This is a genomic window from Pseudonocardia oceanicola (assembly GCF_047200735.1).
In the GTDB taxonomy this organism is placed as follows: domain Bacteria; phylum Actinomycetota; class Actinomycetes; order Mycobacteriales; family Pseudonocardiaceae; genus Pseudonocardia.
Window position 1 is genome coordinate 229,935 of sequence record NZ_JBJZON010000003.1, and the last position, 21,523, is coordinate 251,457.

Annotated in this window: 22 protein-coding genes; 1 reads left to right on the forward strand and 21 read right to left on the reverse strand. The window is 71.7% G+C overall.

Features of this window, described 5'->3' with window-relative positions; genetic code table 11:
* Nucleotides 1–160 precede the first annotated feature (160 nt).
* From ACL02T_RS07585 to ACL02T_RS07645, 13 genes are all read right to left on the reverse strand, one after another.
* Nucleotides 161–736: a nuclear transport factor 2 family protein gene (locus ACL02T_RS07585; protein ID WP_218601252.1), complete on the reverse strand. Its 576-nt coding sequence runs from the start codon at nucleotides 734–736 to the stop codon at nucleotides 161–163.
* Nucleotides 733–1,995 carry an MCE family protein gene (locus ACL02T_RS07590; RefSeq protein WP_218601251.1) on the reverse strand — a complete coding sequence of 421 codons (1,263 nt, stop codon included), beginning with the start codon at nucleotides 1,993–1,995 and terminating at the stop codon, nucleotides 733–735. The genes ACL02T_RS07585 and ACL02T_RS07590 overlap by 4 nt, the downstream gene beginning before the upstream one ends.
* Nucleotides 1,995–3,164, reverse strand: coding sequence for an MCE family protein (locus ACL02T_RS07595; RefSeq protein ID WP_218601250.1), 1,170 nt, complete (start codon nucleotides 3,162–3,164; stop codon nucleotides 1,995–1,997). The genes ACL02T_RS07590 and ACL02T_RS07595 overlap by 1 nt, the downstream gene beginning before the upstream one ends.
* Nucleotides 3,161–4,381: an MCE family protein gene (locus tag ACL02T_RS07600; protein ID WP_226363628.1), complete on the reverse strand. Its 1,221-nt coding sequence runs from the start codon at nucleotides 4,379–4,381 to the stop codon at nucleotides 3,161–3,163. Before ACL02T_RS07600 ends, ACL02T_RS07595 begins: the two co-directional genes overlap by 4 nt.
* The gene (locus tag ACL02T_RS07605) at nucleotides 4,378–5,361 is read right to left on the reverse strand and encodes an MCE family protein (RefSeq protein WP_218601249.1); all 984 of its coding nucleotides are present in this window, start codon (nucleotides 5,359–5,361) and stop codon (nucleotides 4,378–4,380) included. The genes ACL02T_RS07600 and ACL02T_RS07605 overlap by 4 nt, the downstream gene beginning before the upstream one ends.
* On the reverse strand, nucleotides 5,358–6,422 hold the full coding sequence (locus tag ACL02T_RS07610; RefSeq protein WP_218601248.1) for an MCE family protein: 1,065 nt from the start codon (nucleotides 6,420–6,422) through the stop codon (nucleotides 5,358–5,360). The genes ACL02T_RS07605 and ACL02T_RS07610 overlap by 4 nt, the downstream gene beginning before the upstream one ends.
* Nucleotides 6,419–7,618: an MCE family protein gene (locus ACL02T_RS07615; protein ID WP_218601247.1), complete on the reverse strand. Its 1,200-nt coding sequence runs from the start codon at nucleotides 7,616–7,618 to the stop codon at nucleotides 6,419–6,421. Before ACL02T_RS07615 ends, ACL02T_RS07610 begins: the two co-directional genes overlap by 4 nt.
* The gene (locus ACL02T_RS07620) at nucleotides 7,615–8,478 is read right to left on the reverse strand and encodes an MlaE family ABC transporter permease (protein ID WP_218601246.1); all 864 of its coding nucleotides are present in this window, start codon (nucleotides 8,476–8,478) and stop codon (nucleotides 7,615–7,617) included. The genes ACL02T_RS07615 and ACL02T_RS07620 overlap by 4 nt, the downstream gene beginning before the upstream one ends.
* Nucleotides 8,478–9,263, reverse strand: a complete 786-nt coding sequence (locus ACL02T_RS07625) for an MlaE family ABC transporter permease (protein WP_412829927.1) — start codon at nucleotides 9,261–9,263, stop codon at nucleotides 8,478–8,480. The genes ACL02T_RS07620 and ACL02T_RS07625 overlap by 1 nt, the downstream gene beginning before the upstream one ends.
* A 153-nt stretch (nucleotides 9,264–9,416) precedes the next feature.
* Entirely contained in the window at nucleotides 9,417–10,223 is an 807-nt protein-coding gene (locus tag ACL02T_RS07630; RefSeq protein ID WP_218601244.1) for a PH domain-containing protein, read from the reverse strand.
* A 71-nt stretch (nucleotides 10,224–10,294) separates the two neighbouring features.
* Nucleotides 10,295–11,440: an acyl-CoA dehydrogenase family protein gene (locus ACL02T_RS07635; RefSeq protein WP_225924727.1), complete on the reverse strand. Its 1,146-nt coding sequence runs from the start codon at nucleotides 11,438–11,440 to the stop codon at nucleotides 10,295–10,297.
* Between the two features lie 28 nt (nucleotides 11,441–11,468).
* On the reverse strand, nucleotides 11,469–12,713 hold the full coding sequence (locus ACL02T_RS07640; RefSeq protein WP_218601243.1) for a cytochrome P450: 1,245 nt from the start codon (nucleotides 12,711–12,713) through the stop codon (nucleotides 11,469–11,471).
* A complete protein-coding gene (locus ACL02T_RS07645; RefSeq protein ID WP_218601242.1) occupies nucleotides 12,710–14,158 on the reverse strand; it encodes a cytochrome P450 in 1,449 nt (482 codons plus the stop codon). The genes ACL02T_RS07640 and ACL02T_RS07645 overlap by 4 nt, the downstream gene beginning before the upstream one ends.
* A gap of 97 nt (nucleotides 14,159–14,255) precedes the next feature.
* On the opposite strand from ACL02T_RS07645, the gene ACL02T_RS07650 reads away from it, so the two are divergent.
* Nucleotides 14,256–14,861 carry a TetR/AcrR family transcriptional regulator gene (locus ACL02T_RS07650; protein WP_218601241.1) on the forward strand — a complete coding sequence of 202 codons (606 nt, stop codon included), beginning with the start codon at nucleotides 14,256–14,258 and terminating at the stop codon, nucleotides 14,859–14,861.
* A gap of 127 nt (nucleotides 14,862–14,988) precedes the next feature.
* On the opposite strand, the gene ACL02T_RS07655 is transcribed toward ACL02T_RS07650, so the two are convergent.
* The 8 genes from ACL02T_RS07655 to ACL02T_RS07690 all read right to left on the reverse strand — a co-directional run bounded on the left by ACL02T_RS07655 (nucleotide 14,989) and on the right by ACL02T_RS07690 (nucleotide 21,379).
* Complete coding sequence (locus tag ACL02T_RS07655; protein WP_218601240.1) at nucleotides 14,989–16,515, reverse strand: ABC1 kinase family protein; 1,527 nt, start codon at nucleotides 16,513–16,515, stop codon at nucleotides 14,989–14,991.
* On the reverse strand, nucleotides 16,515–17,015 hold the full coding sequence (locus ACL02T_RS07660; RefSeq protein ID WP_218601239.1) for an SRPBCC family protein: 501 nt from the start codon (nucleotides 17,013–17,015) through the stop codon (nucleotides 16,515–16,517). The genes ACL02T_RS07655 and ACL02T_RS07660 overlap by 1 nt, the downstream gene beginning before the upstream one ends.
* Complete coding sequence (locus tag ACL02T_RS07665) at nucleotides 17,005–17,415, reverse strand: hypothetical protein (protein ID WP_344252459.1); 411 nt, start codon at nucleotides 17,413–17,415, stop codon at nucleotides 17,005–17,007. The genes ACL02T_RS07660 and ACL02T_RS07665 overlap by 11 nt, the downstream gene beginning before the upstream one ends.
* 64 nt (nucleotides 17,416–17,479) lie before the next feature.
* A complete protein-coding gene (locus tag ACL02T_RS07670; RefSeq protein ID WP_218601237.1) occupies nucleotides 17,480–17,737 on the reverse strand; it encodes a hypothetical protein in 258 nt (85 codons plus the stop codon).
* Between the two features lie 81 nt (nucleotides 17,738–17,818).
* The gene (locus ACL02T_RS07675; RefSeq protein ID WP_218616478.1) at nucleotides 17,819–18,823 is read right to left on the reverse strand and encodes an NAD(P)/FAD-dependent oxidoreductase; all 1,005 of its coding nucleotides are present in this window, start codon (nucleotides 18,821–18,823) and stop codon (nucleotides 17,819–17,821) included.
* A gap of 22 nt (nucleotides 18,824–18,845) precedes the next feature.
* Entirely contained in the window at nucleotides 18,846–19,163 is a 318-nt protein-coding gene (gene fdxA, locus ACL02T_RS07680; RefSeq protein WP_218601642.1) for a ferredoxin, read from the reverse strand.
* 69 nt (nucleotides 19,164–19,232) lie between these two features.
* On the reverse strand, nucleotides 19,233–20,225 hold the full coding sequence (locus ACL02T_RS07685; RefSeq protein WP_218601641.1) for a R2-like ligand-binding oxidase: 993 nt from the start codon (nucleotides 20,223–20,225) through the stop codon (nucleotides 19,233–19,235).
* A 47-nt stretch (nucleotides 20,226–20,272) separates the two neighbouring features.
* The gene (locus ACL02T_RS07690) at nucleotides 20,273–21,379 is read right to left on the reverse strand and encodes an NDMA-dependent alcohol dehydrogenase (protein WP_218601640.1); all 1,107 of its coding nucleotides are present in this window, start codon (nucleotides 21,377–21,379) and stop codon (nucleotides 20,273–20,275) included.
* Nucleotides 21,380–21,523: the final 144 nt, after the last annotated feature.

Below are 21,523 nucleotides of genomic sequence, written 5' to 3' on the forward strand. Positions count from 1 at the left end.
ACGGCGGGAGGGTCGCCGGCGGCCCGGTCCTCCGGCTCGGCGGCGGCCGAGGTCTCCGGATCGGTCCCCGACTCCGCCGGAACCGGCGCAGCTGCGGTGTCGGGGACAGGCGCGCTCGTCGCAGCAGGACCTGCGGCGGCAGCGGGCCGGCGGCCGCGGGTCACGGGTTGAGCCCGATCACGCGCACGCCGCTGGCCTTCCAGCCCTCGTCGGTGCGGGTCATGACGACCTCCAGTCGTTGCCGGTTGGTCACCGGCTCCCCGTCGGGCGGGGTGGTGAGGATGTCGGTGGACACCAGGACCGTGGCGGTGCCGCCGGCGAGGTCGAGCGTCGCGACGGCGGAGTCCAGCGGGCGGGCCTCCGTGCTCCGCCGGGCCTGCTGGATGGTCTCCACGAACGCCGCGCGGCTGCGCGTCAGCTCGGCGAGCAGCGGCCCGGTCGCCACCTCCTCCCACCGGTCGATGCCCTCCTCGGCCGTGTCCGGGGACAGGGTGTTGAGTACCGCCGCGGCGTTCTCGGCGTCCAGCCGGACGGTGTCCCGGGCGCGGGCCACGCCCGCGTCCTCCGACCCGGCGGCCAGGGCGAGCGCCACGCCGAACCCGGCGGCGCACAGCACCCCGCACACCGCGAGGACGAGCGCGCCGGTGGCGAGCCGACGCCACAGCGGGCCGGCCGCCCCGGCCTCGGGTGACCCGCCGGACGGGTCGAGGGCGGGCTCGATGTCGGTCACGGTCATCGCTGCGCCTCCAGTGGTCCGGCGATCGTCGCCGGGGGGCCGGGGAGCCCGGCGGCGCCGGCCAACCCGGGGACGTCGTCGTCCTGCCCGGCGGACAGGCGGGTGCCCGTGGGCCGGAACCCGCCGGGCTCGGTCGGTTCGGGGGCCGGACCGTAGTCGGGGGCGTTCCCGTCGCCCCGCACCCCGATGGGGCTGGGGGAGGTCTCCGCGCAGCGCGCCTCGTAGTTGGCGGGCATGTCGTCGGAGGTCTCCGACCCCGGGCGGCGCACCGTGCCCTCGTAGCCACGGGTGCACACGGGCGGCTCGGCCAGGTTGAGGTCGAGCTGGATGTTGCCGATGCCGTCCTCGGGCACCACGCTGAAGCTGCCCGCCGACATCACCGGGAAGGTGACCAGCAGCTGGCGCAGCCCGTCGGTCCGGGGCTCCAGCAGGCGCGAGGTGGTCAGCAGGTCGGCGAGCAGGCCCTCCAGGGGTGCACCGGTGTCGGTGAGCACGTTCCGGACCTCACCGGCGAGCTGCGGCAGCGTCCGGACCAGCCCGCGCAGGTCGGGGTCGGAGGTCCGCAGCTGCTCGGCGACCAGCCGCAGGTCGTCGCTGAACGAGCGGACCTGCGGAGCCAGGTCGTTCTGGGTCTGCAGCACGGTGCGGGCGTCGCGGATCAGCTGCAGCGTCGGGTCCTTCGCCTCGATGGCCGCCCGGGTCAGGGCCTGGCCGTCCACCACCAGCGACCGCAGCGCCGGACCGGTGTCGGAGAACGCCAGACCCAGCTCCTCCACGACCGTGCTCAGGTCGTCGAGCGGCACCGATCGGACGAGGCCGTCGGCACTGGCCACTACCTGCTCGATCGGCAGCGGGACGCTGGTCCGGCCCACCGGGATGATCGATCCGTCCGCCAGGGCCGGGCCGCCGGTGGCGTCCGGGCGCAGGTCGAGGTACTGCTCGCCGACCGCCGAGCGGTTGACGACCACCGCGGACGCCGAGGCCGGGATGTCCGGACCACCGCGGTCCATCCCCAGGACCGCGGTGACCCCGCCGGGGCGCAGCTCCAGCCGGTCGACCCGGCCCACCGGGACGCCGCGGTAGGTGACCTCCGCGTTGGCGAAGATCCCGCCCGACTCGGCGAGCTCGACGTCGACGCGGTAGCCGTCCAGGCCGACGAACCGGCCCAGGTCGGCGTAGCGGATGCCGGTGTAGGAGACGCCGAGCACGGCGATCAGCAGGAAGACCGTGACCTGGATCCGGACGGTGCGGGTGAGCATCAGCCACCTCCGATGACGGCGCCGAGGAGGTCGCCGAGGCCGCCCTGCCCGCCGCCGCCGGGCAGGGCGGGGATCGGGACGGGCGGGATCTCCCCCGGTGAGGCCGGCGGTGGCTGCTCGACGCCACCGGCCTGCGGCCCGCCCAGGATCTCCGGGTCGAGGATCGGCTGCTGGGTCCGGCCGAGGTTGCCGAGGATGTCGGTGAGGTCCCCGCTGACCCGGATGAATCCGTCGACGTAGTCGCCCTGCTCGGCCCGGATGTACTCGTCGTGGAACGGGTAGGTGGGCACGACGGAGAGGCTGACGGCCAGGTCCTCGGCCGAGACGGCCAGCTGCTCGAGCGTGGGGGTGAGCAGCCGCAGGTCCTCGACGACGTCGTCCTGGCTGCGATTGATCACGTCGACCCCGACGTCGCTGAGCCGGTCCAGCGACGCCAGCATGCCGACCAGCTCGGTGCGCTGGGACTCCAGGACGGCGAGGCCCGGGCCGATCCCCTCCAGCACCGCGGCGATCTGCCCGGTGCGGGCCTGCAGCTGCCCGCCGAGCGCGTTGAGCGAGTCGAGCGCGCGCACGATCTCCGCGCGCTGCTCGTCGAGCCCGCCCACGAAGGTGTCGAGGTCTCCGAGCAGGGCCCGGACCTCGGTCTCGTTGCCCTCCAGGGCCGCGTTCACCTCCTGGGCGATCGTGCGGACCTGCTCGACGGCCCCACCGTTGAGGACCATGGACAGCGCGCCGAGGACCTCCTCGACCTCCACCCCGCGGTCGGTGGCGGCCAGCGGGACGACGGTGCCGGCGGCGATCCTGCCCGTCGCCCCCTCGGGCACGGAGATCGACACGTACTTCTCGCCGAGCAGGCTCGTCTGCTGCAGGCTGAAGGTCGCGTCATGGGGCACCGCCACGTCGCCGGGCAGGGTGACGAGCACGTCTGCGGTCCACCCGTCCGCGGCCAGCGCGACGGACTCGACGCGGCCGACCTCGACCCCGTCGACCTTGACCATGGACCGCGGCACGAGGTCGAGCACGTCCTGGAACTGGACCGTCACCGTGTAGGGCCGGTCACCGACGTCCGCGCCGCCGGGCAACGGGAAGTCGTACACGCCGCCGCTGCCGCAGCCGGCGACCAGCACCGTGAGCGGGAGTGCGACGAGCGCGGATCGGAGCCGACTCATCGGCTGCCCCCTTCGGGCTGGTAGAGACCCGTCCGCTCGTCGCCGGGCTCGGGGAACAGCGACAGCGGCAGCGACCCGAGGTCGCCGGTCTGCAGCGCCGTGAGCACCTCGGTCCCGGTGGGCAACCGGACGACGTCGTCGAGCACGTTCTGCACCGGCCGGCACAGGTCCTCGACCTCCTCGGTGACCTGTCCCTCGGGCTCGGGCAGGATCCGGTCCACCAGATCGCAGGCGGTCAGCAGCGGCGGGTAGGCCAGCTCGTTGACGTTGAGCCGGGCGTGCAGGGTGCCGCTGGACGGGTCATAGGTGTTGAGCAGGTTGTTGAACGCCATCGGCCCGACGTCCAGGATCTCGGCGAGCGCGTCGCGTTGCTCGACCAGTACCCCGGTGACCGACACCAGCTGCTCGACGTCGGTGTCGAGCGCCTCGCGGTTGTCGGCCACGAACCCGGCCAGCGTGCCGAGCGCGGCCGCACCCTCGCGCAGGGCCGCGTCGAGCTGCGGGCGGTCCTCCTCGAGGAAGCCGCTGACCTGCGCGAGCTGCTCGGTGAAGGCGCGGACGTCGTCGTCGTTCGCCGCCAGCGTGCTGGTGAACTCCTGCAGCCCGGCGATCGTCCCGAACAGCTCCTCGCGCGACCCGGACAGCGTGGCGGTCGCCCCGGACAGCTCGGTGATCGTGTCGCCCAGCAGCGCACCGTTGCCGTCCAGGTTGTCCGCTCCCACCTGCAGCAGCTCCGACAGCGCCCCGTCGCGGTTGGCACCCTCGGGGCCCAGTGCGGTGGTCAGGTCGTCGACCGACGAGACGATCTCGTCCAGCTCGACCGGCACCGCGGTGCGCTCCAGCGGGATCACCGCCCCGTCGGCGAGCCGCTCGCCGCCGGTGTAGGCCGGGGCGAGCTGCACGTACCGGTCGGCCACGAGGGTGGGGATGACCACGGCCGCGAGCGCGTCCGCGGGGACATCCCATCCGTCGTCGAGCTCCAGCTCGGCACGGACCCGGTCACCCTCGGGCACCACCTCGGCGACCCGGCCGATCGGGACACCCAGCACCCGCACGTCAGACCCGGTGTAGAGCCCCACCGCCGAGCCGAAGTAGGCGGTGACCCGGCGCGGCTCGGGCCCGCCGAGGGCCGCGGCGACGCCGAGCGCGACCAGCACCGCGATCGCACCGACCGCGATCGGGCGGGAGTGCTGTTCGATCCAGGACCCGGCGCTCACAGCGTGCACCCCTCGGAGTTGATCGGGCCCACCGACGGGGGCGCGATGTTGCAGAAGTACGCCTCGAACCAGCGGCCGTTGCCGATGATGTTCGCGCCCACCCGGATGACCGGTGCGAGACGCTCGATCCCGAGGGCGAGGTTGTCGCGGTTGCGCTGCAGGATCGCGGTGATCCGCTCCAGCTCGGCCAGTGCCGGGCCGATCTGCTCGCGGTTGTCCTCCACCAGCCCGGTGAACTGCGCCGACATCCGGCGCGCGCCGGCGAGGAAGGAGTCGATCGCCTCCTGGCGCCGGGACAGCTCGGCCAGCAGGAGCTCGCCGTCGGAGAGCAGCCGCGCGAAGGTCTCGTCCCGGTCCGCGAGCACGCCGCTGACCGTGTTCGCCCCGTCGAGCAGCGACGCGATCTCGGCGTCCCGGCTGGAGATGGTGCGGGAGAGCCGCGACAGCCCGTCGAGTGCCCCGCGGACCTCCTCCGGGGAGTCGGCGAACGTGTCTGCCACCACCCGCATGCCCTCGGCGAGCTGCGCGGTGTCCAGCTCACCCACCGTGTCGCTGAGGCCCTCCAGCGCCTGGGTCACGTCGTAGGGCGAGCGGGTGCGCTCCAGCGGGATCGTCGCGCCGGGCTCCAGGGCGGCCGACCCCGCGGGCTCGACCGCGAGGTACTTCTGACCCAGCAGGTCCTTGATCTCGATGGACGCCGAGCTGGCGTCTCCGACCCAGGCCTCGTCGGCCGTGAAACCGACCCGCACGCGGTCCCCGGCCAGCTCGATCGACTCCACGCGGCCGACGCTGACCCCGGCGACCCGGACCTCGTCGTCGTCGCGCAGCCCTGCCGCCTCGGAGAACTCGGCGTGGTAGCTGGGACCGCTCCCGATCACCGGGAGCTCGTCGACGAAGAAGGCACCGAGGATGAAGGCGACGATGACCGTCAGACCGATCACCGCCGTGGGGATCCGGTTGCCCTCGAGGAGGAATCTCATTGCACGCACCTCGGCTGCGGCGCCAGCACCGTGGCGTCCGGGTAGATGTCGGTGAGCTGGACCGGCTCGATGCCCATCGCCGACCAGCCGATCTGGGTGGACACCGAGCACAGGAACAACGAGAAGAAGCTGCCACCCTGGCTGAAGTTGCGCACCATCTTCTCCGCCTTGATCGGCAGGTTCTGCAGGGCGGGCTCGATCTCGCCCTCCTGGTCGGCCAGCCGGCGGGACAGGTCACCGAGCGCGGCGATGTCGCTGCGCAGCGCGGGACGGGCCTCGTCGAGCAGGCCGGCGGTCGTGTCGGTCAGCTCCCCCAGCGCCGCCACGGCGTCGCCGATCGGGCGGCGGTCCTCGGCCAGCCCGCTCACCAGCTGCTGGAGCTGGGTGAGCACCGCGCCGAGCTCGGTGTCCCGGTCGGCGACCGTACCCAGCACCTCGTCGAAGTTGGTGATCACCTCGCCGATCACCGCGTCGCGGTCGGCGATCGCGCCGGTCAGGTCCGCGGTGCGGGTGAGCAGGCTGCGGATGGTGCCGCCCTCACCCTGCAGCACCTGGATGATCTCGTAGGAGAGCTGGTTGACGTCCTGCGGCGAGAGCGCCTGGAACAGCGGCCGGAACCCGTTGAGCAGGGCGGTCAGGTTGAGCGGGCCGGTGGTGCGCTCCAGCGGGATGGTCGCGCCGGGTTCCAGCGCCGGTCCGGGGGCGGCGTCGCCGCGCCCGATCGCCAGGTAGCGCTGGCCCACCAGGTTGCGGTACCGGATCGCGGCCGTCGAGGTCCCCGGCAGCGACCGGTCGGCGAGCACCGTGAACCGCACCTCGGCCAGGGTCTGCTCGACCACCCGGATGTCCTCGACGGACCCGACGCGGACTCCGGCGATCCGCACGTCGTCGCCTTCGACCAGCCCGGTGACGTCGGTGAACCGCGCTGTGTAGCTCGTCCGGTCCCCGGGGCTGTAGTTGGTGATGACGATCGCCAGACCGGTCGTGGCCACGGCCGTGACCACGATGAACACGAGCATCTTCACCAGCGGTGCGACGACCCCACGCAGGTCGACACTCATCGTCCGCCTCCGATCAGGTTCGCCACGGGGTCGGTCTCGCTCTGGTAGCGCGGGGGCAGCGGATGGTCGGACCCGTCCTCGATCGGCCCGCCGGGCAGCGAGTACTCCGGGTGCTCCCCACCGGCGTACTGAGAGGCGTTGATCCCCTCCGGCGGTCCGGGGACGCAGTACGGGGCCCGGTCGTCGACGTAGCGGGCCTCGTCCTGGCCCGGCACGTACTTGCCTCGGCTGCCACCGACCTCGATGTCGAGGTAGAGGCCGGGGAACTCGCGCCCGCCGCCCCACAGGCGGGCGAGCCGCTCGTCCATCACGGCGAGGTTGTCGAAGGTGCAGGCGAACACGGGTGAGTACTGCGCGAGCAGGCCAAGGGTCGGGTTGGCCGCCGCCGCCAGCTCGACGACGGTGGTGCCGTTGAGGTCGAGGAACTGCGTCAGGTCGTCCGACGCGGTGGTGACCATGGGATAGAGCGCGGCGAGCTGCGCCTCCAGCTCGGCGACGGTCCGGCTGGTGACGGTCAGGTCCTCGGCGGCGTCGAGCAGGTCCGGGGCCGCGTCGGTGTAGAGGTCGGCGGTGTCGGCCAGCCCGCTGATGTCGGCCTGCAGGTCCGGCAGGACGGTGTTGAGCTCGGCGACGTAGTCCTGCAACAGCACCGCTGTCTCCCCCAGGTCCGCGCCGTTGCCCGACAGCGCCGTGGACACCGCGTTCAGCGTCATCGCGAGGTCCTGCGGCTGGACCTGGCGCAGCAGCGGGAGCAGGCCGTCGAGCAGGCGCTGCAGCTCGATCGCGCTCGATGAACGGTCGAGGCCGATGACCGCGCCCTCCGTCAGGGGCGCTGTCGTCGACCCGGTGGTCGCGAGGTCGACGAACCGCGGCCCGAAGAGGGTCTTGGGCACCAGCCGGGCGGACACGTCGGCCGGGATCTGATCCACGACTGCGGGGTCGAGTCCGAGCCGCACCTCGACCAACCCGTCGCGCTGGGTGATGGACTCGACGGCGCCGACGATCAGTCCGTCGAGCTTGACGTCGGCGGACTCCTCGAACTGGTCGGGGAGCTCCGTGAGCTGCAGCGTCACCGGCACGACCGGGGTGAAGGCCTTCTGGTACAGCGCCACGGTGAGCACCACGGCGCCGATGACCATCGCGATGAACCCGACTCCGAGCATCCGGATCGCGGTCCGGCTCCATTGCCCGCTCATCCGGCGATCCGGACGGTGGTCGTGGAACCCCAGATGGCCAGGCTCAGCATCAGGTCGAGCAGCGTCACCGCGACCAGCGAGGTGCGCACCGCGTTGCCGACGGCGACGCCGACGCCGGCCGGCCCGCCGCTCGCGGTGTAGCCCGCCCGGCAGTGCACCATGATCACCACCACCGCGAAGAGGAGGACCTTTCCGAAGGACCAGAGCACGTCGCCCGGCGGGAGGAAGAGTTCGAAGTAGTGCTCGTAGGTGCCGGCCGACTGTCCGTAGAACAGGGTCGTGACGACCTGTGAGGAGCCGTAGGAGGACACCAGCCCGATCACGTAGATCGGGACCACCGCGACCAGACCGGCGACGACGCGGGTGGTCACCAGGAAGGGCAGGCTGGGCACGGCCATCACCTCGATGGCGTCGATCTCCTCGGAGATGCGCATCGCACCCAGCTGCGCGGTGAAGCCGCAGCCGACGGTGGCCGAGAGCGCGATACCGGAGACCAGCGGCGCGATCTCGCGAGTGTTGAAGTAGGCGGTGATGAAACCGGTCAGCGCCGCGGCACCGATCTGGTTGAGCGCGGCGAAGCCCTGCAGGCCCACGACGCTGCCGGTGAAGAAGCACATCGCGGTGACCACGCCGACGGTGCCGCCGATCACCGCGAGCGCACCGGAGCCGAAGCTGACCTCGGCCAGCAGCCGGATCACCTCGCGCTTGTAGCGCCGCACGGTGCGCGGTCCCCAGGCGAGGGTCCGCAGGAAGAACAGCATCTGGCTGCCGAGGTCGTCCAGCCACCGGACGGGGGCACCGGCAGCACGCCGCAGCCGCGGGTCGACGAGCAGGCGCAGGTTGTCGCGTTCGGCGGACATCACGATCCCTTGGGCGGGACGACCTGCAGATAGATCGCCGTGAGGATGAGGTCGAACAGGAACAGCAGGAGGAAGGAGATGACCACCGACTGGTTGACCGCGTCCCCGACGCCACGTGGGCCCGGCGGGGTGTTCAGGCCCCGGTAGCTGGCGACGATCCCGGCGATCAGCCCGAAGAGTGCCGCCTTGATCTCGCCGATCGCGATGTCGGAGAGCTGCGAGAGCGCGGAGAACGACGCGATGTACGCCCCGGGCGTGCCGCCCTGCAGCACCACGTTGAAGAAGTAGCCGCCCAACACGCCCACGACGCTGACCATCGCGGAGAGCACGACCGCGACCAGCATCGCGGCCAGCACCCTGGGGACGACGAGCCGCTGGATGGGGGAGATGCCGAGCACCTCCATCGCGGCGATCTCCTCGCGGATGGTGCGGGCGCCGAGATCGGCGCAGATCGCCGAGCCGCCCGCCCCCGCGATCAGCAGCGCGGTGACGACCGGCGCCGCCTGCTGGACGATCGCCAGCACGCCCGCCGACCCGGTGAACGACTGTGCACCCAGCTGCTCTGTCAGCGACGCCAACTGCAGGGCGATCACCGCACCGAACGGGATGGACACCAGCGCGGCCGGCAACATCGTCACGCTCGCGACGAACCACGACTGCTGGATGAACTCCTTGGTCTGGAACGGGGGGCGGAACAGGGCACGGCCGACCTCCCGCGCGAGCGCCAGGAGCTGCCCGATCTCCTGCAGGGCTGTGCTACCAGGGAATCGACCTGCTGCGGTCACCGCGTCCCCTCGTTCCGCTCGTGGCCCGGAGATGGACCGTGATGCTGGTCTCAACGGGCCGGGCAGGCAGAGGTAACGGTCATCGCCCAAAATAGTTAGCCGCGGTTAACGCCCGGTGCGCTCGGCGACAGTTGCGCGACGGGGGAAGTCGCGTCAGCGCACCGCGGAGCGCGGGTCGACGTCCGAGCCGAGCCGGGCGCGCAGAGCCGGGTCCGTACGGGCACGGTCGAGCAGGTCGAGAACCAGCAACGGGTCGGCGTCGAGCCGGTCGACCGGCAGCGGCAGCCCGCCGTTCCAGGTCGGGACCTCCTCGGCCGACCACGGCCCGTCCGTCCCCCGTCTGCGCATCGCGGGCGCGCTCGTCACCACCCCGATCAGGCGTCCGCGGTACGGCGCCCGGGCCACGATCGAGACGACGGCGTCCCACTCCACAGCCACCGATCCGGACGGCGAGCGGTACTCGAGCCCGGCCGGGACGACGACGAGCTCCTCGACGCCGTGCAGCCGGCGGACCGCCGCCGCGACCGGCCAGGCGACGCCGAGCAGCCCGAGGCATGCCACGACCCACGCCGGGCCGGGCGCCAAGAGCAGAGCCCCGGCGGTGAGGGCGACCGCTCCCGCCGTGACGGCCGAGGCGACGGCGACGCCACGGGCCCCGGGCACGGCGACGCCGTTCTCGTCGAAACGCTCGGAGCGCCCCCGAACCACGGTCAGCCGCCGCGGGCGGTGCGCCGCCGCGGCGACGATCCCGATCACCGCGGAGCCGACGAGCGCCACCCCGGCGAGCACGAGCACCGACCCGATCACGGACCCGACGTCGTCGCGACCGATGCTCACCACGCCCGTCCAGAGCAGCAGCGCACCGAATCCGAGGACGCACCCCGAGCGCAGGACGAGCCCGATCATCGACCGCTTCGGCCACTCCGCGGGCCAGCGCACCCCGGCCACGGCTTCGGACATCGCGCCTCCCCCGCTCGGATGTCGACACCGTATCGGACCCCGGTCTCGTGCCGGATCGGGTCCGGCCTCGTTCAGAGCGTGCGCGAGATGATCTCCTTCATGATCTCGTTGGTCCCGCCGTAGATCTTCTGCACCCGCTGGTCGGTCCACGCACGGGCGATCCGGTACTCGCTCATGTAGCCGTAGCCGCCGTGCAGCTGTACACATTCGTCGATCACGCGCATCGCACGCTCGCTGGTCCACCACTTGAGCATCGCGACCGTCGGGATGTCGAGCTCCCCGGCGAGGTGCTTGGTGATGCAGTCGTCGAGGAACACCCGGCACACCCGGGCCTCCGTCGCGGCCTCGGCCAGGGTGAAGCGGGTGTTCTGGAACGAGAAGACCTCACGGCCGAACGCCGAGCGATCCTTGGTGTAGCGGACGGTCTCCCGCACGGCCATCTCCATCGCGGCCACCGAGGTGATCCCGATGAGCAGCCGCTCCTGGGGAAGCTGCTGCATCAGCTGGACGAAGCCCTGGCCCTCGGTACCGCCCAGCAGGTTCCCGACCGGGACGCGGACGTCGTCGAAGAACAGCTCGGCGGTGTCCTGGCCCTTGAGCCCGACCTTGTCCAGGATCCGCCCGCGGCGGAAGCCCGCGCGCTCGGCCTCCACGACGAGCAACGAGATACCCTGCGCACCCGCCGCGGGGTCGGTCTTGGCCACCACGAGGACCACGTCGGCCTGGCCACCGTTGGTGATGAACGTCTTCGCGCCGTTCACCACGTAGTCGTCGCCCTCACGAACCGCTTTCGTCTGCACGTTCTGGAGATCGGATCCGGTGCCGGGCTCGGTCATCGCGATGGCGCCGACCCACTCCCCGCTGGCCAGCTTCGGAAGCCAGCCCAGCTTCTGCTGCTCGGTCCCGTAGGCGAGCACGTAGTGCGCCACGATCGCGTTGTGCAGGGCCACTCCCCAGCAGCTGTCCCCGCAGGCGGCCTGCTCCTCGATCAGCACGGCCTCGTGCGCGAAGTTGCCGCCGCCGCCGCCGTACTCCTCGGGGATCGACAGGCACAGCAGGCCGACCTCCCCCGCCTTGTTCCACAACTCCCGGTCGACCTGCTTCTGCTCCATCCAGCGGTCCTGGTGGGGAGCCAGCTCCTTCTCGCAGAACGTGCGGGCCATGTCGCGGAAGTCGTCGAGGTCGGTGTTCATCCACGGGGATCGGGTGGCGCTCATGGTTCCTCCGGAAGGGCTGGTTCGGACGTCAGGCCGGACGGCCCGGCGCGACGGGAAGGCGGGCGAGGCCGCGGAACGACAGGCCGGGACGCCAGGTCGCCGTGCCTGCGGTGGCCAGCTCGGGGAACCGGGCCAGCAGGCGGGGGAAAAGCTCGACCGCCTCCAACCGGGCCAGCGGTGCCCCCAGGCAGAAGTGCAGGCCGCCGCCGAAGGAAAGGGGCGCGGCCTGACGGCGGGTGATGTGCAGGGAGTCCGGATCGGTGTAGACCTCCGGGTCACGGTTGCCGGCGCCGAGCAGCATCAGGACGACCTGGCCTGCCCCGACCTCGACGTCTGCGACCGCGGTGTCGACCAGTGCCGTCCGGCCGTCGGTCTGCACCGGGGCGTCGAACCGCAGCATCTCCTCCACGGCGTGCCCGGCCAGGCCGGGACGCTCACGCAGCAGGGCGGCCTGCACCGGCGCCCCGAGCAACGCCGCCAGGCCGTTGCCGATCAGGTTGGTCGTGGTCTCGAAGCCCGCCGCGAACAGCAGGATCGCGGTGCCGACGCACTCGTCGTCGTCGAGTTGGTCCTCGCCGCGCGCGGTGGCGAGCCGGCTGAGCAGGTCGTCGCCAGGGCGTCGTCGCTTCTCGGCGAGCAGGTCGCCGACGTAGGCCGCGAGCTGGTCCTCGGCGTGCACCGCGGCCTCCACCGCAGCGACGTCGGCGCTGGGCTCCAGCGGGGCCACCAGGTGCCGCACCCACGGCGCGGCGACCGCGAGGTCGATGTCCGGGACACCCAGCAGGTCGCCGATCACCCCGACCGGCAACGGCAGGGCCAGCTCGGTGACGACGTCGAGGACGTCACGCCCGGCGAACCCGTCGAGCAGCGCGTCGATCCGCCGCACCACCGCCGGGCGCAGCGCCTCGACGTGCCGAGGGGTGAACACCGACGACACCAGCCGCCGCAGCCGGGTGTGGTCGGGCGGGTTGCGGAACAGCATGGTGCGACGGAACCGGCGCAGAGCCTGCCGACGCAGGTCCTCGGGCACGGCGGCGAGTTGGAAGCCCAGCGACTCGTCCATCTTGCCCAGCGCCCGGTTGCGTAGCGCCGCCTCGCAGTCGCGGTACCCGCTGAGCACGAGCAGACCGGCGGCGGTCCGCAGCCGCGGTGCCCGTTCGCGCAGGCGCCGGTACCCGGCGTACGGGCCGGGGGCCCCGTGGTCGGTCAGCAGCACCTCCATCAGCGTCTGCTCCGCGTCCGGGTCGGCCCCCGCGAGCCCCTGTGCGATCACGCGGTGAGCCGGGTCAGGCGCACCGGGAGCCCGTCGGCCGGGACGGGCAGCGAGGTGTTGTCCCAGCGGGGCCGGTACCCGGGCTCGACGCTCCACCGATGCGTCCGCAACATCTCGTGCAGGATCGCGGTGACCTCCAGTGTGCCGAACGCCATCCCGATGCACTTGTGCACGCCACCCCCGAACGGGATCCAGGCGTCGCGATGCGACCTGTCCTCGTTGCGGGGCTCGGCGAACCTGTCCGGGTCGAAGGTGTCGGGGTCGGTCCAACAGCCGGGGTCGAAGTGATTCACCGCTCCGGCGACCAGAACCAGCGTGCCCCGGGGGATGTGGTGGCCCAGCAGGGCGGTGTCGGTGACCGTGCGGCGCATGACGACCGGGACCGGCGCGACGAGCCGCAGCGACTCCTTGACCACCAGATCGAGCGTGCGCAGGGTGCGCAGGGCGGCCATGTCCAGGGGCGCATCACCCAGGGCGAGTGACTCCTCGCGCGCCCGTTCCTGCCACTGCGGGTTCGCCGCGAGGTAGTAGGCCGCCGCGGCGCTGGTGATGGTGGAGGTGTCGTGCGCCGCCATCATCAGGAAGATCATGTGGTTGATGACGTCGGCGTCGCTGAAGGCCTCCCCGTCCGGTGTACGGGCCTGGCACAACGCCGAGAACAGATCGTGGCCCGGTTGCGCGCGTTTGCCCGGCAGGTTCTCCGCGAAGTAGCTCTCCAGGACCGCCCGGCCACGCAACCCCGCGCGCCAACGGGTGCCGGGCACGTCCCACTTCACCAGAGCGCTCGCCGCGCGCACGCAGTCGACGAACGCTCGGTTGATCCGCTCGGTCTCCGGCCCCGTGCGCTCGTCCATGAAGACCCTGGTCGCGACGTCGAGAGTCAGACGCTTGAGCTCGGGGTAGATCCGGACGGATCGGTCGGTGGGCCAGGTCGGAACGGTGTCGCGGACGCACGGAACCGTCTGGTCGACGTAGCCGGCGAGCCGGTCGGCCGTGAAGGCATGCTGCATGACGCGGCGGTGCGCGCGGTGCTCGTCGAAGTCGAGCAGCATCAGTCCACGCCCGAAGAACCGGTCGATCAGGTAGCGCCACCCGTCCTGCGAGTAGGCCTTGTCCGCGTTGGCCAGCACCGCACGGGTGGCTTCCGGGCCGGCGGCCATCACCACGCGCTCGCCTAGGAAACCGGTCCAGGACACCGGCCCGTAACGGGCGTGCCGGGCACGGGTGAAGTCACTGCCGTACCGGATGTACTCGAGCGTGCGCCCGAGCACCGGCAGACCCTGGTGACCCGGAACGGCCGCCAGGCCGGGCGGCGCGGTGGCGAGATCGACCGGGCGACCGCGGACCGCACCGCGCAGCACTGCGGCATCGACGGAAGCCGGCAGCGGCGCCAGCAACACCGTGGACAGCCGCTCGCGAGCCGCCCGGACCATCTGCGGGACCATGAGTACCTCCGAAGGAATGAATGGCACCACGTTAGACACAGATGCAAAATGTGTCCAGCGCCTTGACTCAGTAGGCTCTGGCGTCGAGACTCCGTGCATGGTCGCCCGTTCCCTCGCCGAGCGGACCCATCGACTCATGCGCGATGAGGCCCTCGACGTCGCCGCCCACCTCCTCGTCGCGGGTGGGTGGCGGGGCCTGCGGCTGCAGGACGTCGCCGACCGGGTCGGGGTAAGCCGGCAGACCCTCTACAACGAGTTCTCCAGCAAGCAGGGCCTGGCCGGAGCCCTGGTCCTCCGACTCACCGAGCAGTTCCTCGACAGTGTGGAGGTGGCGCTCGGCGGCGAGCGGGATCTCTACACGGCCTGGGTCGCGGCCGTACGGATGACGGTCCGGCGTGCCGGCGACGATCCCCTGCTCCGCGCCATCCTGACCGGCCACGGCAGCGAGGAGCTCCTCCCCCTGCTCACCACGCAGAGCGAGCCGGTCGTGCAGGTGGCGCGCGACCGGGCGAGCACCTTCCTGCTGCAACGCTGGCCCGAACTGGACCCGCGCGACGTCACCACCGCGTCCGAGGTGGCCACCCGGCTCGCCATCAGCCACGTCGTGACCCCCCTGCACGACGCGTCGACGGTGGCCGAGCAGATCGCGACCGTGGTGACACGCTTCCTCGGCCAGGATCCGGAGCCCGGCCCGGCCGCGTGAGTCCTGGATGGACTCCATCCGCCGGTTCACCTCGTCCAGCGCGGTGGGCGGCGTGCGGTCGCGGCCCCCGGTGGCAGCCCCGAGCGCGGCAGCGACGGGGATCCCGGGCCCAGCGGGCCGGAGCGGGTCAACGCCTGCCGCGGCCCAGCGCCCATGCCCCGCCGACCGCCGCCATGAGGAGGGCCCGGTCACGGCGGCGGGCCCGCATGTCGGCGCGGTCCTCCTGCAGCGAGCCCCGGCGGTGCGCGTCGCCGATCCGGAACGTCAGGTCCTTGTCGACGACATCGGCGAGGAACGTGCGGGCGGCGTGCGGGACCTCGGTCGCCGCGAGCAGGGTCTCGACCCCGGTACGGATCGCCAGGTTCGGCGACAGGTAGTCGCGCGTCATCGCGAACAGGATGTCGTTGAGCTCGTCCTGGAACACGTCGACCATGGACAGGTGCGGCGCGAGGTAGCGCACGCAGCCGTCGATGTTGGCGAACGACTTGGTGATCAGGGCGATCATCGGGCTGGTCGCCACGCCGCGGGCGGTCGCGAACCGAAGCACGTTGGTCAGGGAGACGCCGAGGTTGAGGTTGTCCATCGACGCCCCGCCAACGGTGGGGAGGTAGCGGGTGACGTCGCTGGCGAAGCCGGGCAGGTCGGCCCACGTGGTCGCGCGGCCGAGCTCGAGCCAGGAGCGGGCGAACCCGGCGCCGTCGTTGAGCGCCATGTTGAGCAGCAGCAGCGCCAGCGCGACCGACGTGCGGGTGTCGACCTTGCCGACCATGCCCCAGTCGATGATGTAGGCCGGGGAGCCGGGCTGGACGAAGACGTTGCCGGGATGGGGGTCGGCGTGGAACACGCGGTCGACGAAGAAGCTGCGGTAGGACCACGCCAGCAGCTGGCGGCCGATCTCGTCGCGCTCGTCGTCGGCGAACCGGTCGCGGTTGACGTCGCGGATGGACCCGCCCGAGGCCACCGTCTGCACCAGCACCTGCGGGGTGTCGTGCACGACCTCGGGGATGCGGAGGCGGTCGAACCGCGCCACGGTCGGTCGCCCGAGCTCCATGTTCTCGGCCTCGATCCGGAAGTCCAGCTCCGGGCGCATCGCGGTGAAGATGACGTCGAGGATGGCCTCCATGTCGATCACCTCGTTGAACCGCGCGGTGCGCTTGGCCACCATCCGCACGGCGCGCTGCAGCACGACCATGTCGTCCTGCATCGCCTCGCGGACGGCGGGCCGCTGGATCTTGAGGACCACGTCCTCCCCGTTGCGCAGCGTGGCCTTGTACACCTGCGCGAGGGAGGCCGCGCCGAGCGGCCGGTCCTGCTTGATCTCGGCGAACATCTCGCGCCAGGCGGGGCCGAGGTTGGCCTCGAGGACCGGCTCGAAGTCGGCGAAGGGCCGCACGGTGACCTGCTCGTGCAGGTTCTGGAACTCCTCGATCATGGCCGGCGGGCAGAGGTCGGGCCGGGTCGAGAGCATCTGGCCGACCTTGATGTAAAGCGGCCCGAGGTCCTCCAGCGCGGCCCGCACGGCCCGCGCGCGGCGCCGCGAGCCGTCGACGTTGCCCCTGCCGCCGCGCCGGATGCCGACCGAGCCGGCCACCTCGCCCGCCACGAGCCCGGCGAGCACCCGCGCCACCAGGCGGACGCGGTCGCGGGTGGCCATCAGGAGCGCCGGTGCGGCGCACCGGAGCGCCCGAGCAGTGCCTGCTCCGCCTGGTAGGAGCGTTCGGCCTGCCCCACGATGCCGTCCAGGACGAGGTCGACGTGGTCGACGAGGATCTGCCGGAGCAGGAAGTGCAGGCGGGCGATCATGCCGTGCTCGCAGGTGATCGCGCCCCGGTAGCCGACGCGCACGGCGCCGGAGCCGACGTCGGTCAGGGTGAGCGTTCCCGCGTAGCCGAGAACCAGCTTCGGCGCGGTGAGCTGCACGGCCACCTCCCGTCCCGGGACCACGGGGGTGACCGCGGCGCTGCCGGGGATCTTCCACTGCACCGGACCGACCTTGAGCCGCGCGTCGAAGGCGGCGGTGAGGTCCGCGGAGTCGGTCTCGTAGGCGATGACCTCGGGGATGCAGTCGAGGTACCCGTGCACGACGCTCACCAGCGGCCAGACCCGCTCCGCCGGGATGGCGAACGACCGCGTCTCGTCGGCCTCAATGCGCATCGTGTTCCATCCCGTTCCGATCGTCGGATCGATCGCGCCGGTCACCCGGCGCCTCCCTGGCCCGCCGCTCGGCCGGCCGGTCCGGGCGGATGGCGCCCGCCCAGGGGTCGCGGGTCGACGGGCCGCTGCCGAGCACGGCGGGCAGCAGTGCCGTGACGGCATCGCGCAGAGTACCCAGACCCTGGGCGAGGGCGCCCGAGGACTGTTGCCGCGCCTGGTGGCGCAGCAGGTCGGCCAGCACCAGACGCGTGCAGTCGGTGCCGGTGTCGTGCGCGACCGCGGTGAACGTGCCGCCGGACCGGACGTGGTCGGCCAGGCGCTCGAAGGCGACCACGTGCCGCCCGTCGAGGTCGTAGAGCCCGGCCTCGTCACGCCGCAGCCGCATGGGCGGACACTCCATCGTGGTCCTCCTACGGAGCGGCGGTGGGCCGCCGGGACGGCCCACCGCCGGGGGGGTGCACCGATCAGCGGGTGGCCGTGGTGGCCGGCTTCGCCTTGGCCAGGGTGTCGACCTTGGCGCTGAGCTCCGCGAGCGAGGCCTGGAGCCGGGCCAGGTCGGCGTCGGTGTGGTCGTCGTCCTCGTTGGACACGGCCTTCGAGACACCGGTGCGGACGTCGGACTCGACGTCACGGCCGCGGTCGATGAGGTCGTCGACGAGGTCCTTGCTGTTGTCGACGACGTCCTGCAGGAACTTGGTCAGGGAGTTGGAGCGCCGAGCCATGTGATCTCCTTCGTCGGGTCGTGCCGGCGGCAGGATGCCGTCGGTTCCCCGGCCGCGGTGGCCGGAAGTCGTTGCGCGGGTTCAGACCGCGGCGGGTGAGGTGGCGGGGAGGGCGTCGCTGGAGTGGCCGGGGGCGAGGGACGCGTCGGGGTCGAGGGCGACCGCGGCGTTGTTGACCGCCGTGGCGACCTCCCCGAACCCGACGGAGATCAGCTTCACCTTGCCGGGATAGGTGGTGACGTCACCGGCGGCGTAGATCCCGTCCAGGTTGGTGCGCATGGCGGTGTCGACGCGGATGGACCGGCCGTCCAGCTCCAGTCCCCAGTCCTTGATCGGCCCGAGGTTCATCAGGAAGCCCAGCGCCGCGACCACGACCTGGGCCGGGAGCACCTCCGGCTCCTCGCCCTTCGCCTGGACCTCGATGCCGTCGACGGCACCGTTGCCCCGCACCGCGTTCACCGTGGCGTCGAGGATCAACCGGCAGGCGCTGGCGCGCAGCAGCTGCACGGAGTGCTCGTGCGCGCGGAACTGCAGGCGACGGTGCACCAGGGTGACCGAGGTGGCGCGGGGCAACGCCGCGAGCGCCCAGTCCACCGCCGAGTCACCGCCTCCCACGACCACGACGTCCTTGCCGTCGAGCACGTCGAGCTGCGGCACGAAGTAGCGCAGCCCGCGGTCGAGGAAGTCCTCGGCCGAGCACGGCAGCGGCCGCGGGGTCACCGCGCCCACCCCGCTGGTGATCACGACCGCCCCGGCGTGGATCCGCCGTCCGGTGGCCGTGCGGATCGTCCACCGCTGCCCGGAGCGCTCCAGCTCCACCGCCTGCTCACCCAGGACGTAGGTCGGGTCGAACTGCGCGGCCTGGCTGGCCAGGCCGTCGACCAGCTGTTGGCCCCGCACGGCCGGCAGGCCCGCGACGTCGTAGATGTTCTTCTCGGGGTAGATCGCGCTGACCTGTCCACCGAGCTGCGGTTGGGCGTCGAGGACGGCGGTGCGGAGCCCGCGGAAGCCCGCGTAGTAGGCGCCGTACAGGCCGGCCGGGCCGGCGCCGATCAGCAGCAGGTCGACGTCGATGTCGTCGGGCATGGCAGTGGCTCCTTCGCGGACCTCAGTCCTCGTCCTTCTCGAATCCGGCGACGAAGCTGGTGTCGGTCAGCACGTCGACGTTCGAGGAGCCGCCGGGCGACCCCACCTCGTCGAACAATGCCTTCGCGGACTCCTGGAACGGCTTCCACTCAGCCGTGACCTTCTGGCCCGGCACGATCGCCTCGACCGGGCACACCGGCTCGCAGGCGGCGCAGTCGATGCATTCCGTGGGGTGGATGTACAGCATCCGGCCGCCCTCGTAGATGCAGTCGACCGGGCACTCCTCGATGCACGACTTGTCCATGACGTCGACGCACGACGGGCCGATCACGAATGCCACGGGGACTCCTCGGGGGTAGGTGGGACGGCGCCGGGCGCGCCGCGTGGACTGCGCCCGGCGCCGGCGTCGTCAGGCGTTCGCGCCGACCAGCGCAGCCTTGATCTCGCGCTCGTCCGAGTCGCCGAAGTGGTCTTCCATCTCCATCGGCGAGTAGTCCTCGTCGATCTCGTAGACGTCGCGGCCGCGCGCGCTCTCGATCGACTCCATCCGCCGGTTCACCTTGTCCAGCGCGTAGTCGCTCATCTCGTCGATGGAGATGCCGAACGGCGTGGGCTTGCCCTCGCTCTCGTACTGGTCGAACAGGGCGACGATGAGCTGCAGGGCGGGCGGCAGGAGCTCCTGCATCCGCTCGTCGACGACGTCCCAGTTCTTGTCGTCGGCCGCGACGTGGCGACGGCAGGTGAAGGTGCCCCACGCCATGTGGCGCCGCTCGTCGTCGCCGATGAGCTTCACCAGGCGCTGCATGCCGGGGAGGATGTCGCGGCTCGCACACACCTTGGCCCAGGCGTAGTAGCCGGTGAGCGCCAGGGTGCCCTCGACGACGTGGTTGTAGGTGACCGAGGCCCGGATCTGGTTGGCCGGGGTCGGGTCCGTCATCAGGGCGTACATCGAGTTCGGCAGTTCTTGCTTGAAGATCGTGTCGTAGGCCGGGCTGTACTCGACGTGACTGTGCAGGTCTGCGCTCAGGCCGACCGCGTCGAACCACAGCCGGAAGGCCTGCATGTGCTTGGCCTCCTCGAAGATGAACTGCGTGACATACGCCTCGTCGGCCAGCCGACCCTCGGCCGCCATCGCGTGCGCGAACGGCTGCATGTCCTGCGTCACCGACTCCTCACCGGCCATGAACTGCGAGGCCAGGACCAGCGTCATCCGCTGCTCGTCCTCGGTCATCGCCTCGAAGTCGGCCCTGTCCTGCGAGAAGTCGATGTCCTCGGGGTTCCAGAACTTCTTGTTGCCCTTGCGGAACAGGCGCATCGGGAACGACTCCATGCGGAGACCGTCGTGGGACAAGCTGCCCCAGCCGTTGCGCTTGTTGTGCTCGATGATCCGGTCGATGGCCATGTCCGGTCTCCTTCAGGTCGTAGCGGTGGGGTCGGTTCGCGCTGCTGTCAGTAACGGATGAGGCCGCGGATGTTGAGCCCGGCCCGCATGTCGTCGTAGCCCTGGTTGATCTCCTCGAGGCGGTACTCACGGGTGATCAGCTCGTCGAGCTTGAGCTGTCCGTTGTTGTAGAGCTCCAGAAGCCGGGGGATGTCGTGCTGGGCGTTGGACGACCCGTAGAGCGCGCCCTTGATCGTCTTTTCGTAGAGGGTCATCTCCAGCAGCGACGCGGTGATCGTCGTCTCCTCCGGATGACCGATCGCCGTGATGACCACCCGGCCGCGTTTGCCCACCAGGGCCAGCGCCGAGCCGGTCTCGGCTCCTTCGGCCACACCGGTCGTCACGATGCAGGCGTCGGCGAGCTGACCGCGGGTCAGGCCGCTCACGATCTCCCAGGCGGAGTCGGCGGACTCGGCGACGTGCGTGGCACCGAACTCGGCGGCCCGCTGGCGCTTGTACTCCACCGGGTCGACGGCGACGATGTAGCGGGCGCCCGCGATGCGTGCGCCCTGGATGGCGTTCATGCCGATGCCGCCGGCACCGAGCACCACGACGGTGTCGCCGGCACGCACCTCGGCGGAGCGCACCGCGCTCCCGTAGCCGGTGGTGACGCCGCACCCGATCAGCGCGGCCTTGTCCAGCGACGTGCCCTGGTCGACCTTGACGACGGAGGCGACCGGCACGACCGTGTATTCGGAGAACGTGCCGAGCAGGCACATCTGCCCGATGTCCTCGCCGCGGGCGTGGAAGCGGTAGCCCCCGTCGAGCTGCGGGCCCATCATGACGGCACCGCCGAGGTCGCACAGGTTCGTCATGCCGCGGGCGCAGTAGGAGCAGCGGCCGCAGGACGGCAGGAAGGTCAGGACGACCGAGTCGTCGACCTCGAGGTCCTCGACCCCGGCACCGAGCTCGACGATGGTGCCCGCTCCCTCGTGCCCGCCCACGACGGGTAGCGGGAACGGGAGGTCGCCGGTCACGAGATGCTCGTCGGAGTGGCACAGGCCGCTCGCGGTCAGCTTGACCAGGACCTCGCCGGGCCCGGGCGGATCGAGGTCGATCTCCTCGACCTCCCACTTCTGGCCCAGGCCCCAGAGCACTGCTGCCTTCGTCTTCATTGACTACTCCTCACCATCGAGATGCTGTGCACAGCGTCACAACGATCTGCCGCTGCGTCACCGGGCCGGCCGCGCCAACGGTGGCCCGGGTGGGCCACCGCGGGACGCGCCGGCGGCGACGCACGGACCGCGCGGGCCGCTACG